Annotated in this window: 18 protein-coding genes, 1 tRNA gene and 1 pseudogene; 11 read left to right on the top strand and 9 right to left on the bottom strand. The window is 37.2% G+C overall.

Annotation, left to right across the window (positions count from 1 at the left end):
• Positions 1-41: 41 nt before the first annotated feature.
• Positions 42-659 carry a DUF3885 domain-containing protein gene (locus COE25_RS08575; RefSeq protein ID WP_098932305.1) on the bottom strand — a complete coding sequence of 206 codons (618 nt, stop codon included), beginning with the start codon at positions 657-659 and terminating at the stop codon, positions 42-44.
• 280 nt (positions 660-939) lie between these two features.
• Positions 940-1,395 (bottom strand): hypothetical protein, encoded by a 456-nt coding sequence (locus tag COE25_RS08570; protein WP_098932304.1) that lies wholly within the window; start codon positions 1,393-1,395, stop codon positions 940-942.
• Between the two features lie 193 nt (positions 1,396-1,588).
• Between COE25_RS08570 and COE25_RS08565 the strand changes: the two genes are divergently transcribed.
• Positions 1,589-1,870, top strand: coding sequence for a hypothetical protein (locus tag COE25_RS08565; protein WP_098932303.1), 282 nt, complete (start codon positions 1,589-1,591; stop codon positions 1,868-1,870).
• 272 nt (positions 1,871-2,142) lie between these two features.
• Here the strand turns inward: COE25_RS08565 and COE25_RS08560 are convergent, their stop codons facing one another.
• The 3 genes from COE25_RS08560 to COE25_RS08550 all read right to left on the bottom strand — a co-directional run bounded on the left by COE25_RS08560 (position 2,143) and on the right by COE25_RS08550 (position 3,337).
• Entirely contained in the window at positions 2,143-2,751 is a 609-nt protein-coding gene (locus COE25_RS08560; protein ID WP_098932302.1) for a coiled-coil domain-containing protein, read from the bottom strand.
• Between the two features lie 125 nt (positions 2,752-2,876).
• Positions 2,877-3,107 carry a hypothetical protein gene (locus COE25_RS08555; protein ID WP_098932301.1) on the bottom strand — a complete coding sequence of 77 codons (231 nt, stop codon included), beginning with the start codon at positions 3,105-3,107 and terminating at the stop codon, positions 2,877-2,879.
• Between the two features lie 41 nt (positions 3,108-3,148).
• Positions 3,149-3,337, bottom strand: coding sequence for a hypothetical protein (locus COE25_RS08550; protein ID WP_098932300.1), 189 nt, complete (start codon positions 3,335-3,337; stop codon positions 3,149-3,151).
• Positions 3,338-4,189: 852 nt separating this feature from the next.
• On the opposite strand from COE25_RS08550, the gene COE25_RS30190 reads away from it, so the two are divergent.
• The 9 genes from COE25_RS30190 (at position 4,190) to COE25_RS30615 (ending at position 9,774) form a co-directional block, all read left to right on the top strand.
• A complete protein-coding gene (locus COE25_RS30190; protein ID WP_142354460.1) occupies positions 4,190-4,330 on the top strand; it encodes a CopG family transcriptional regulator in 141 nt (46 codons plus the stop codon).
• Between the two features lie 50 nt (positions 4,331-4,380).
• On the top strand, positions 4,381-5,298 hold the full coding sequence (locus tag COE25_RS08545) for a hypothetical protein (protein WP_098932299.1): 918 nt from the start codon (positions 4,381-4,383) through the stop codon (positions 5,296-5,298).
• Between the two features lie 167 nt (positions 5,299-5,465).
• Positions 5,466-7,274 (top strand): DUF5906 domain-containing protein, encoded by a 1,809-nt coding sequence (locus COE25_RS08540; protein WP_098932298.1) that lies wholly within the window; start codon positions 5,466-5,468, stop codon positions 7,272-7,274.
• Positions 7,275-7,568: 294 nt separating this feature from the next.
• Positions 7,569-7,871 carry a hypothetical protein gene (locus COE25_RS08535; protein ID WP_098932297.1) on the top strand — a complete coding sequence of 101 codons (303 nt, stop codon included), beginning with the start codon at positions 7,569-7,571 and terminating at the stop codon, positions 7,869-7,871.
• Positions 7,871-8,281: an HNH endonuclease gene (locus tag COE25_RS08530; protein WP_098932296.1), complete on the top strand. Its 411-nt coding sequence runs from the start codon at positions 7,871-7,873 to the stop codon at positions 8,279-8,281. The genes COE25_RS08535 and COE25_RS08530 overlap by 1 nt, the downstream gene beginning before the upstream one ends.
• A 26-nt stretch (positions 8,282-8,307) precedes the next feature.
• Positions 8,308-8,478 carry a hypothetical protein gene (locus COE25_RS30625; protein ID WP_180247454.1) on the top strand — a complete coding sequence of 57 codons (171 nt, stop codon included), beginning with the start codon at positions 8,308-8,310 and terminating at the stop codon, positions 8,476-8,478.
• A 447-nt stretch (positions 8,479-8,925) separates the two neighbouring features.
• Positions 8,926-9,330: a hypothetical protein gene (locus COE25_RS08525; RefSeq protein ID WP_098932295.1), complete on the top strand. Its 405-nt coding sequence runs from the start codon at positions 8,926-8,928 to the stop codon at positions 9,328-9,330.
• A complete protein-coding gene (locus COE25_RS30620) occupies positions 9,323-9,499 on the top strand; it encodes a hypothetical protein (protein ID WP_180247453.1) in 177 nt (58 codons plus the stop codon). The genes COE25_RS08525 and COE25_RS30620 overlap by 8 nt, the downstream gene beginning before the upstream one ends.
• A 178-nt stretch (positions 9,500-9,677) precedes the next feature.
• Positions 9,678-9,774 (top strand) — tRNA-Sec (locus COE25_RS30615).
• Between the two features lie 79 nt (positions 9,775-9,853).
• On the opposite strand, the gene COE25_RS08520 is transcribed toward COE25_RS30615, so the two are convergent.
• The 3 genes from COE25_RS08520 to COE25_RS08505 all read right to left on the bottom strand — a co-directional run bounded on the left by COE25_RS08520 (position 9,854) and on the right by COE25_RS08505 (position 11,098).
• On the bottom strand, positions 9,854-10,147 hold the full coding sequence (locus COE25_RS08520) for a site-specific integrase (protein WP_257208744.1): 294 nt from the start codon (positions 10,145-10,147) through the stop codon (positions 9,854-9,856).
• Positions 10,129-10,536, bottom strand: coding sequence for a site-specific integrase (locus COE25_RS08515; protein WP_098932293.1), 408 nt, complete (start codon positions 10,534-10,536; stop codon positions 10,129-10,131). The genes COE25_RS08520 and COE25_RS08515 overlap by 19 nt, the downstream gene beginning before the upstream one ends.
• Positions 10,537-10,630: 94 nt before the next feature.
• Positions 10,631-11,098 (bottom strand): hypothetical protein, encoded by a 468-nt coding sequence (locus COE25_RS08505; protein WP_180247452.1) that lies wholly within the window; start codon positions 11,096-11,098, stop codon positions 10,631-10,633.
• 146 nt (positions 11,099-11,244) lie between these two features.
• Here COE25_RS08505 and COE25_RS32510 point away from each other — a divergent pair.
• Positions 11,245-11,677 (top strand): annotated as a pseudogene (locus tag COE25_RS32510) (ATP-binding protein); the annotation flags it as partial.
• A gap of 214 nt (positions 11,678-11,891) precedes the next feature.
• Here the strand turns inward: COE25_RS32510 and COE25_RS08495 are convergent.
• Positions 11,892-13,121: a benzoate/H(+) symporter BenE family transporter gene (locus COE25_RS08495; protein WP_180247451.1), complete on the bottom strand. Its 1,230-nt coding sequence runs from the start codon at positions 13,119-13,121 to the stop codon at positions 11,892-11,894.
• Positions 13,122-13,145 lie beyond the last annotated feature (24 nt).

The following is a 13,145-nucleotide window of genomic DNA, read 5'->3' as shown; positions in this document are numbered from 1 at the left end:
TTCGCACAACTAAAGCACCCAGTTAGTTGAATAAAGTAAAATTATTTATCTTTAAAAACTTTATCGATTTTTTCTCTATCGTAATCTAAAATCCAATCATTGTATGTTATATAAATATTCTTGATACTTTCTATTTTTGATGCAATTAAATCGCATCCCCTATCATCATAAATATGAAAAATAGCTCCTTTATTAAGATTAACAAAAAATATACGAGCCATATTTGTATTAAAATATGCATTTAATAATGATAATATTTTTAAGTCTTTTGATTTACATTTCATTGTATAACGTAAAGTACACCATTCATTATCTTCATCTTCTTCTGGATTCTGAAAGGGTAATTCATTAATTTGAATTCGATATTTATCATTTTTATTTTGGAGATATGAAGTGAAAAATTTAGTTTTATACTTGTTTTTAAATCTTTTTTTTATTAAGCGATCATCATATGAAACCAAATAAATTTCATCGTTTTTAGCGTTTATAGATTTAAATAGCGTTAATGCCCTTTTATAGACACGTTCCATATATTTAATATCATTTTCTTCTTTTGGATCTCCTAATTCAAAACGAATACCAATATTCCAATTATAAAATAACGGTGGGCATATTGGTAAATTAGGAAAATTCCTGTCAAGATATTCATCTAATAACATATTTTCCTCCCTTTATTTGTTATCTAACTAACGCACCCGTTTGTTTAAGTACATTAGTTCACAAAGTATATAATTAGATGAAAAACATTATAACGTTAATGAATATGATAGTTATAATTAAACCTAATATAAACTTCTTAACAGTAAATATCACACTTCCATTTTGTACGCCTTTAAAAACTAAAATTGATATTAGTAATAAGAGTAATATAATTGGCGTTGGCACTATTTCACCTCTATTCCTTCATCAATTAATGCCCCGATAGTTGAAGAAGAAATATTATATTTTAGCTACATTAATAGCCTTTTTTAATGCCTCGGCTAACTGACCAGGCACTATTTTCTTTCCTAATGGAATAACTTGTTCCTCCATCTCGACATATCCTCGGCGTGGGATTCTCTGAAAAGGTCTAACATCATAACCATCTTCCTTATTCCAAGAAAAATTTATTATTTTCAAACTTTTAGTTGCCTTAGCGTATCCCCTAATACCGAGTTCTCTTTCGATAATAGTACGTTTGTTTTCCCCATCGTCTGGATTTTTTGAGTGGCATAACTCCAAAGAATTTATTAATGTTTTTTCCAATTCCAAATCATCATATGGATGATTTAGTTTGGAAACCACATCGATTTCCTTATTTAAACCATCTAACTTTTGTGATTCTCCATAGGGAATGATAATTAAATTATTTGATGAATCACAGTAAATTGCAACGGAACCATAATTTTTTAACATCGTTACTCCTCGTCTCAGTTAATTAATACAATGTCTTAAAAATATCTATATGACATAGTTCTTTATTATAACAATGGAATCCTTCTTTAACTAAACTGCCCGTTAGTTTTAAGAACGAATCTTCACAATCTTTTTAATTATACCTGAAATCAATGCTATAATTTATCCATCGATGAATATAGGAGGAGATCTCATGAATAAAGAGGAATTGTACGGTAAAGAATTGGATTTTATCGAGTGTAAGGGTTGCGGTTGGGATATTGGATTTTGTGTATGTGAGGAGGAAAGTATAAAAAAATATTCACTATACAAAAACGGGATCCATTTACACGATTTCGCAACCATTAAAGAATGTTCTGCTTGGCTTGAAAATCTTATTGGGGGATCTTTGTATCAAGGATTGTGCGGTCTGAAAGATGGATGGAAACCAAAGGAACATTCACAACTATTCGGTTATGAGGTCAAAATAAATTAGTTAAAGGTGTTAATTAATGAAAGCCATCCTTTTCGGGTGGCTTATTTATTTGTATTGAGTTGAGGAAATGCTCAGCTGATCAAAAGTTTATTGCACTAGTTTCGACCTCAGCAACACTTCTCTTCCTATTTGATTGATCGCTGTCTTTTTATACATAAAAAAAGAGGCAAGGGATCAACTCCCTTAACCTCTTACAAGTATTCAACTATTTTACAAGGGCAAAAACACCTACACAACCAATAACGAACTCTACCAAATTAATGTCCTCCTATTTATTGATAAAAACTCTTTGGAAAAGCGTTGTGATATGCTAACTTTCCAAGATCTCCACTTGCTTTTATGAGATCTTGATTATCTTTCAAGAAAGAAACCGCAAATATATCACCCGTTGAACCGTGTGCATGCCCATTGATTTTAGCGTATAGTTCCCAGTAGTCCGCACGTTCAACCTCGAGATCATCAAGAGTCTTTGACATCTCCTCGATCTGTTTTACAAGTTTTGCGGTGAGTTCATCTTGTTTTTTGCGATACGGTGCAAAAGTTTTTGTAAGATCCTCTTTATCCTTTGCGGTGATCTCAAGAGGCTTTAAACCGTTCTTTGATGCTTTATCCATCATCATTTTCATGTTTAACATTGATTGATGTTGTGATTCAAGCACGGCAATCTCTTCAAAGAGTGAAAGATCTCCTCCGTGTGTGAACTCCTCTTGCAAGGCTTGGATCTTTACTTGAACCTCGTTCATTTTCTCTTGTTGTTCTGAAACCATTTTATCGGAATTAGCCTTGCGTTCATTGTGTTTCATGATCTTCTCGATTACCGGACTCTTTAACTCCTCAAGTGTGATCTCGCTTGCTTTTTTGTTTGATTTTAAGATTGCCATTTTGTTTTATCTCCTTTATCCTCATTCGGTATTTTCCGGCTTGTTGGTTATGATCAAGAACTTTAGAGAGCCGATGGGGAGCATACCCCCATATGCTATGCGACTCTTTAAAACACTTGATGTTATTACGTGAAAAACTTACTATTTGCTTTCATTTGTTTCTTAACAAGAGCGTCAAACTCGTCATATTGTGAACTACTAGGAGATACAACTTGAACACTCGTTGACACCTTTCCATTTTCATCTAAGAAATCAACGAATTGTCCATCGGGTGTGATCCTTAACTTTGCAGAAACCCCATTAATATCGCTTTTTCTTATCTCCGTGATGCTACCATCAAATAATTTTACTTTCATAAAACCCATCCTCTCATTTGTATTATTTCTAAACTCTTGATCTATTTCTTATTTGCTTTGATGAAATCCTCGAGTTCTTGGATCTGAGTTTTTGCTTTGTTTTGCTCATGTGTTTTGCGTTGTTTCGCAATAATCTCTTGAGTACGGAAAATATCGATCCCTTCATCTTGTACATCCGGCATGATACGAGTTTCAATTATTCGACCGTTGCGAGTTTCATGTAATCCCATGTTGTTGTCACCTCCTTGATTAAATTAAAAGGGGATTGACCAGATCCCCCGCTCTCACTCTGGAGCCTCATTTAAGAGACATGATAAAAAAGATCCGGTGGAGACTCCGAGATGAAACGGCACCGGATCAAAAATGAAAGGAAGGCTTATCAAAGCCTAGTCGAAAAACGCTTGATGAAACAGGTGGGAGTGAAGATCTCCCATGATAGAAAAGGGATCGATTGAAATCCCTCAAGAAAGTTTGTCAATACAAGGCGGGTACCTTCTTGACTCTTCAAAACATGGCGATCCAAAAGGATCATGATAAAAGTGAGATCGGATCCGTTGCGGTGGATCCTTTTCTCAGAGATGTGAAAGTGTGAGGGATCTTTTCCCTCTACTAATAGGATAAAAAAAGATCAAAGGTAAATAGTTTGTTAAAAAGTCGTGGACAACTCCTCGGCTTTTTTTGTGTGCGTTTTTTCGGATCCATCCGGTAGGTAAATGTATCTGATGAGAAAAACTTGATCTGGTCATCGTGCAAAAAATGAACCCTTAACGATATATAAGTGCGAACGTGATCCGAGGGTTTGTGCAAAATCAAGATTTTTCGAGATCTGTATGTATAGAGTGATCAATTGTGCATGAAATCGGATCCCTTTGTTATATAGGTGAATACAAAAAAGTTCGGCGGTCTTTGTGCAAAAAGTGAGTTGTTCCCGATATACGTGTGAGGGTGATCAATTGTGCAAAAGGTCGGATCCCTTTGCTAGACAACCATCACAAAAAGAGGAGGCTTTGCACTTTTTCGGATCTCTCCTTGTTATTTAGGTGAGAGTTACAAAACGTAGCAAATTGAAAGGAGTTGACAACATGAATCATTCGGCGGTGAGGATCTCAAACGAGGCTAAAAAGAAACTTGAAGAAATGGCAAAAGCTGATTCTCGTAAACTTGCAAACATGATCGAGGTTTTAGTGAATCATGCTTACGTTGAGTTCAAGGAAGGGAAATAAAAATTTTAAACATAATGTTACACGCTGCTAACAAACGAGGAGGAAAGATCATGATCATAAACGGCATTAAGTACGAGGAAGATTGGAATCTATTCAACCAAGGAACAAGGTTTTTAAATGATCGTGGTTTCGATCAATGGGGACAACCCCTCGATCAAAAGAAAGTGATCGGATCCTCTTATAACTCCAAGAAAGAACTATCGGAGGCTTGTTGGAGTGGAAAAGTTGATCTCGATTGGATCACAAACAACAACGAGCAAGGGATCACTTTTGTAAAAACTGAAAACATCAAGAAAATGGTATTTGAAAAGATCAAGACTCAAGTAAAACTCTTTATGAATAGTGCCGGTACAAGCCTAGCATCCAAGGAGGACATCACGGAACAAGAGGCGATTTCTTTCAATCTATGGATCTATGAGGATCAATCGATGACAACGATCGCTGAAATATTAGGAGTCACAAGGCAAACGATTAATAACTATCTTGATTCCTTCTTTACAAAGATTGGACTAGTTCTTGATATAGGCATCGCTTTGAAAAATCAACTCCTTGAAAAGTTCATGACACCGGCGGTCTTGGAGTTACGCAAGGCAGTAAAAAAGAAAAAGGATTGGAGCCGTGATCATCGGAAAACTTTGATCAATCATTTCGGGGCACAACGCACAACGATGAAAACGAGGAACATGATCACAAAGAACGTTGAAGGACATTGGTTGATGTCGGTCTCATCAAGTGCAAGGACTTTGCCTCTCACGAAAGAATATCTCGAAAATGCTCTAAACTCTTTACCGTGGAAATGGACAAACCAAACCGGTGATCAAGTGGATCATCCAAACGATCCGAGGAAAAAGGATCTTTCAAAGCCTCGCTCATCTTGGTTCGATATTATGTCGATCGCACCTCGTGGAGAAGGGTATCACCAAGCAAATTTTGGAGCCGTTGAACTTGGAGCACTTGATCGGGGATAGGTTGTCAACAGATTGATAGTTTTCTAGTTACTAATGATCATTTTTTTAACTATTAATAGGAAGGTTGATAGTTTTATCGAGGATCCAATGAAGGGGAGGCACCAAGCCAATGAACCGGAGGATCTTCGATAAAGAGATCAACCTCAAACAAACGAGGAGGAAACAACATGTTTATTGAGTTCAAAGAGGGTAGCAAGCACGCACAAAAAGGAGCCGACACATCTCCATTTCATGAAAAATTTAACGATGCCGGTTGGTTATTGGATTCATATGATCTTGTGATCGACATCGATAACAAATCACCGGAAATGATCGAGGCTATGATCAAGGCTTTTGACATCAAGACTCAAATCGTTTACACGGATCGGGGATGTCATTTGTACTTTAACAAGCCTCAAGGGTTCAAGGTTAAAAAAGAAGATGTTTGCGGTCTTGGATTCAAGGTCGAATACAAAGACTCGAAAAACACCCCCGCCGGAATAACGATCAAACGCTCCGGACAATTACGCAAAATCGAAAACATGGGAGATCGTCAAATATTGCCGGATTTCCTACAACCGATCAAAAACGGTGAGGATCTTTTCGGTCTTGATGAGTCACGTAATAATAAAATTTATTCGCACAAGTTCAAGATCATGAAATTGAAAAATTATAAAAAGGTTTTGCGTTTCATCAATGAGCATGTTTTCGCCGAGCCTTTGGATCCGGAAGAGTTTGAAACGGTTGCTCGTGAGGAAGAGATCTCCACGAAAGACAAGACCGAATATGATGTCTCTCAAGAGTTGATCAATTTAAATAACATCGTTGAATATTCAAACCATATTTACTATTACAATGGGGATCGGTACGAAACCGGTCGGCTTGATCGTTTGGTTGCTCGTGAATTGAAAACCCAAAAGATCGCTTATCAAAATGAGGTCATCGGTCATATTGAACGGCATGTTTCAATTGTAGAGGCTCCGGAAAAAGGTTTCGATATTTCGTTTGCTAATGGAATATTACGTCACGGAGTGAAAATGTTCTTGGAGATCGAATCGAAAGAGTTTACACCCTATTACATCGATATTGATTACAAAGAGGATGCTCCACCAGTCGAGGCGGTTGATGATTATCTTGATCAATTGACCGAGGGTGATGAGGATTATAAAAAACTAGTTCTCGAGATGATCGCCCATTGTTTAATTACTAATTCAGAGTTTAAAAAGAATCTTGCAACCTTTTCGATCATAATCGGAAAAGGCGGGGAAGGAAAAGGAACGCTCTTGGAAATTATCTCTCGTATTCTCAGCAAAGAAAATTGCTCTTATAACTCAATCGATCAATTAGCAGATCCTCGTTATGCGTATGATCTAGTCGGCAAACTTGCAAATCTTGGAGATGACATCAAAGATAAACCGATCACGAACGATGAAATGAAAATGTTAAAAAACATTTCAACATGTGATCCAGTCATGGTTCGTCAATTAAACAAGATGGCATACTCAACAAAATTGACCGCCTCTTTGATCTTTACATCGAACCATATGATCAAGAGCCATGAAAAAGGCGATTCATATAAACGCCGTGTGACATGGGCACCGATGATGAACAAACCGAAAAAGACGGATGCTCACTTGATCTCAAAAGTGACAACTCCGGAGGCTCTTGAGTATTGGGTGAAAATGATCATCGAGGCATATTTCCGCCTTTACGATCAAGAAGGGTTCACGGTCTCAAAGAAGGTTCAAGACTACACCGCAAAATATCACGAGGAAAACAACTCTTGTGAGTTTTGGATCCAAGGCAAATCAAAAGAGGATTTCATCGGAAAACGTCCTCCGGAATGTTTCAACGAATATGAGGTTTGGGCGATCGAAAATGAGGGAAAAGCACAATCCCCTCGTACTCTCAAAAATGCAATAGAAATGATCCACGAGTTGAAAGTCGTTCAAAAATGGAACAATGGCAAAAATGCAAAGGTATATGCGGAGGCATAACAAAAAAAGATAGGTTCGGATAGGGAAAAGGATAGGCTCAAAACCCTTGGTACTATTGGGTTTGAACCTATTACTATCCATTCTATCCATTCTATCTTAAATAATTATATTTATAAAAATACTCTTTGTTTCTATCGTCTTTGTCTCTTGCCTTTGTGAGAGATAATTTTTGGATAGAGTGGATAGAAAGATAGAACCCTTGAGCCTCTAAGGTTTCAGCCGTTTTTGTAGGGTAGATTTTAGATAGTAAAAAAGATAGGCTTTTAAACTATAAAACTATTGGAGGAAATAACAATGAAAAACAATAAACTAGAAAAACAAATGGATCTACACCTTGAACAAGATCGCTTTGAACACTTAACTAATCGTATTTGCTTTGATCTTGAAATGAATATCATGATCAATGGAAAAGAAATCACTGTTTACACCGTTGACGGTTTCCATTATTATACCGATCCCAAGAAAATACCAGCAAATTCGGGGGATGCTCTTGAACGTCATAAACAACAATATAAAAACTTATTTGATAACCATCTGAAATCTATTATAAATATTCGTAAGTTAAACATGGAATTAGAAAAGGAGGATGATCAATAATGCTTAAATCTTGTTCTTGGTGCGGATCGGTCGTTGATCGGTCTCACCTTTGCCCGAACAAGCCGGAACACAAGAAAACTTTTTCCGGTAACGACCAAGAAGAGATCTATAAATTTCGTAAAAAGCAAGTGTGGGTGAAAAAGAGGAAATACATCTTGGAGCGTGATCGAGGCCTTTGTCAAATATGCTTTAGGAACCTACACAACACCCAAAAGCAATATACACCGGCAAATGAGGTTCATCACATTGTGAAGATGATACACAATCGGAATCGATGGCTTGATGAAACAAACCTCTTGTTAGTTTGTTCCTATCATCACACATTAGCGGATCACGGTCATATATCAATAGATGATCAACACAAGATTGCAGAGGATCAGGAAAAGGCTTTTGACTATTACGGACATTGATCACACAACAAGAGGAGGGAATAACAATGGCGGGCAGTAGGTTATCTCATCGGAAGAAAACAAACAATGTAAATCGACATGGGATTAAATATCGGAAAACATCTTATCTTCAACTAATGGAGGAAGTTAATATCAATAATCGCAAGCCGACAAAGGGAGGAGAGGGGAGTCCACATTCTCTCGTTGCATCTCATTGATTGGTTAATAGATAGGGAGAGTGTAGGGTGGCAAGGTGTCTCTCACTCACTAAGAGGTGGAAGAGAGTCTTACAATCGGGAGGGGTGCGGGGAGTAGGGGGTATGGTGCCTTGATCATTGATTACCTAGTCGATCCAGTGCCTTTGTTTTAAGTCAGTTTCATCACACAATTTAAAGGGGGTGGGGGAGGGTGTCAATCACCCTTGATCTTGTGAGTGTTGATTTATGAGCAGTATACATTGATATATATATAACGAGATGTCAAAACATTTGATCAATGTTTCAATTGTCTGACAACTCCATAGGTACCCCCCCTATGGTTGGATAAAATTTACTACTATTCCGTGAGACCTGACATTCACCTTCACACGCATAAAAGTATTCCCGTTACAAAAAAAATACGAAGTGTCAAGGTATTCGCCTTTACGCACAAAAGGATGATGCAAAATGGCAAAACATTACTTGCCTTTATGTTTAACAAATAAAAATTTAACCGCAAACGAGATTTATGATCGCAAGGTTTATGAGGAGTCTTGCATCAAGAAAGCAATCAATCTCGCAGAAAAATCCAAAGATCAGGACGTTCAATATTTTATATTCAAATTTCAATTTTGGCACGAGTGGACAGAGGATCACTTTCCATTGATCAAGGAATATGTGAAAGCATTATACGAACTTGATAAGATCCTTGGTGAAATGGTTCTTTATCCGAAAGCCTATCAAGATCCTGACTATAAAAAGCTAGTCCGCTCCGCGGAAAATGATATCAAATTGATAGAAAAAGGTTTAAAGATAACAGGTGCAATCCGTGAGATCACCGAAAAATATGAGGAGGCTCTTGATAATGAATAAATTGGACAAGTTCAAAACAGTGAAAGCAAAAAAGGACATTGAAAAAAAGACGGAGTTTGATCTTTTTTGTGATGACAAGCTAGTTCAAATAGTTGCTAAAAATGGGCGTGCCGGAGATCTGAAAACAATGTTCGAACGTTGGAAATCAAATGGCGGTAAATGGGAATAAAACAAGAGGAGTTGACCTTTGCGGGTTGGCTCCTTTTTTTATGTTCACAAAATAGTATATTTACATAGCGACACCAAAACGGTAATATAGACCGTGAAGGTACAAAACAAAACTGCGTGGGTCTGACATGGGAAACTGTGTGACCTTTCCAACAAACGCTATTATATCAATGTTCCATGGGGCTGAATGGGGTACTGGTGTCCTCCACAGTCTTCAAAACTGCTTGAGACCTGCGTGCCAGGTCTGGTGGGTTCGATTCCCACGCAGTCCCGCCAACCTTGATATATTACGGTTTTTGAGGGTTTTAGAGAAGTTAGAATGAGTGGTAAATTGTTCGCGAACAACTCAAAATCTTTACTTTGGTAACACATGAGTGTAAGTGTCCATTGTGTTCCCTATGGTCGAATGTCCAAGCCTTTCGGAAACAACCTTAGGATGTATCCCTTGTTTTAGCATTAAAGTAGCGTGTGTATGCCTTAAATCATGAAATCGTATATATGGTAATCCACTTGTTTCTACCATCTTACGATAATTTCTTGCCATTTCGGTAGGTTGAATTGGTTTTCCATTTTTTTGAGCAAAAACTAAATCTAAATCTTGATATCCTTGACCAAATAAATGTTTGTCTGTTAATTGTTGCTTATATATTTTTTTAATTCTTTTGCAAGGGAAGGGGTTATAGAAATAGACCTACTTTTGCCTGATTTAGGCTCCTTAAATGTTAAACCTACCTTTTTTACTTCTTGTAAGGATTGTCGAACATAAATTATGTTATTATCAAAGTCAATATCCTGCCACCTTAACCCTAGGACTCCACCACGACGCATTCCAGTATTAATTGCTGTTAAAAAAATTGGATAATAAGAAGAATTTTTACTTACATCCAAGAAGATTTTTACTTGTTCATTATCCCATGTTTCCATTTCAACTTTTCTTGTTTTCGGTGGAGTTACCGCTTCTGCGACATTTCTTACAATTAAATGCCATTTTACTGCATCTTTTAAAGCCTTAAAAATAAGACGATGATGGTGTTTCACTGATTGTGCAGAAAGACCGCCTCCTCCAGCCTTTTTTCCATTGCTTAGTGCCTATGAAAAGGAATGCAAAAATAACGAGTACTCCAAAAGAGGTCTACGTATACGTATGCAGCGTGTGTTCTTTTTCATAGATTATCTTGACAGGAGAAATGTTCAGAATTCGAATGATATTACCGTAGAGATGATTACGAAATATACTAGACTCTACAGTAAGTTCTGATTCAAACTGTGGTGGTTTAACATATCCTGGCTTTTTTACGATTCTTCGGATAATCACACAATGGAGTTGATAATCACCTAGAACTCTTATTCTTCTAATGGGGCCTTTGAGTCCTTTAGGCATAGCCTCCTGATAATAGTTAACAGTACAATTGTAAGTTTCCGCCAAAAAGTCTCTTCCTAACGCTTCTGAAAAATAGATTTCACCTCTTGCTTTTGCAAATGAAATAACTCTTTTGTAAAAAGAACGATATCCACAAATAGTGTTATAAGCATAATTTAGCCTATCTAATTCAGATAAAACTTTTGAAACTAATTCTTCAATGGGAATTCGATTTTCCATATGGCACCTCCTAGATTTAATAAATCTATTGTGAGGTGTTATGGAAAGAAATAAACGTATATTTCAATTCAAATAGGGCATATACTTTATTTCTTACCATAAACAAAAACTTTCGATAATTCCCTTTATGTAAAGCTTTGCATAAAGGGAAAACACACATGGCAGTTGGACTGGGATTAGAAGCTATTAAATGAGGTTACCAAGTCTCCTTTATTTCAATGGGAGACTTGGTTCATACCTTAAAAACCATGGACATAACGAGGAAGTCCCAAACTAGGATTAAGCGAATAAAAGAATCACATTTAGTTATCATTGATGATTTGATGTACCGCAGCGATGGATCCAAGGGAAGCTAATTTGTTTTTTCAGTTGGTTAATGACTTATATAACAATTCATCGATTATCTTAACTTCTAATCGTTCTCCAAAAGAGTGGACCGAGTTACTGGGTGACGTAGGTGTGGCCACAGCTATCTTGGACCGTCTCATTCAACGAGCAGAAATTGTTCATTTTAATGATTCAAGTTATAGGATGAAACATCGCGAAACAATTTTTAAAGAAGAAAGTGTTCAAATTTAATAAGCAAAATTGTTCAAATGTACTTGACGCTTACACCCTAAAACAGTGAAAGAAAAGCTTCAGAACTTTATAGAGGAAAGCGGGGCCGATGAAATTATGGCGATGCCCAGGTGTATGATCACCAAGCCCGCCTTCGTTCTTATGAAATTTTGGCAGATATTACTAAAGGGGAATAAATGGCTTGGAGGAAACTCCAAGCCATTTTTTGTGACTATTAAACCGATTGAGTTGTTTGATCCTGTGAAGCAGAAGGTTTTAAATCTGTTCGATCTAAGAAGAAGGAAGCTAAGGTTCCTCCAACCAATCCCCAAAAAGGTGCCCCGATATGAAAGAGAGAAATTCCAGAAATCGTAATCAAAAATGAAAATAAAGCACCTGTTTTAAAACGCCCTGAAAAGCTCGTCTTCAAAGAGTCAATCAGGACATTAATCATGGCCAGCCCGCCCAGCATTTTAATTAATGAGGAGGGAATCAAATGGGGAACGGCTGCCGCCATTGGAGCAAAAACAGCTAATAAACATGACAAAATTCCTAATACGATTGCAGCGGCATAACGATTTTCTTTCAATCCAGATTCTTTACTTGCTAATAAGGCAGTCATTGGACCGGCAATACAAGCAGAATGGCCGCCCATAAATCCATTGAGAATCGATCCAATCCCGCTCCAACTCGTCATAGAATTAATGGGCGGGAGATAATTCGAACTCTCCAGAACAGCAATTCCTTGAGCATTTTGTATTGCGATGACCGTAAGCACTAACGGAATAACCAGTTCTCCCATCACAGATAGATTAAAGGAAGGAAAGACCACGTGCGGTACCGCCAAAGAAAATGATACACCATGAACTTGAATTCCTGGTAATACTTTTAATAAAACAATAGATGTGAGAATAGCCCCAACAATGGGAGGGAATTTTTTTGACAGCTTTCCAAAAAAAGAAAGAACAAGAAATACTAGAAAAGGAATTCCATTTAACAAGGGATTGTCGAGAACAGAACGAAACATATCTGTACCAAAAGGAAGAAGGACGCCGGAAACCATTCCCATCATGACTGGCATAGGAAGGACCTTCATTAATTTATCGATCATTCCAGATATTCCTAAAAGAAAAATGACGATGCCTGTCATGAGATAGGCACCAACTACCTGGCTAAATGTGTAATGAGATAAGGATGCTCCGACAAGAATTGCACCAGGAATCGAAAAAGCATATCCAATCGGCTGGCGGTAATAAAAGGAGAGACCAATCGATAGCAATCCTCCAATTCCATAAATAGCAAAGATCCAGGATGTAATCGCTGAATCAGATAAGTGGCCTTTCGAAGCTGCTTGTAAAACAATCAGTAATGGTCCAGTTGCGCCGAATAGCCAGGCCACAAAACCATTTGAAATATTTCCAATCGATAATAATCGGGGAAATTCAACAATATTCTTCTTCCACAAAGTACTCACTCCTAAAATAGGCTA

The sequence above is a fragment of the Bacillus sp. AFS031507 genome (genome assembly GCF_002584635.1).
GTDB lineage: Bacteria > Bacillota > Bacilli > Bacillales > Cytobacillaceae > Neobacillus.
Note: the sequence above shows the minus strand (reverse complement) of the source record. Positions and strands in the feature narration are given on the sequence as shown.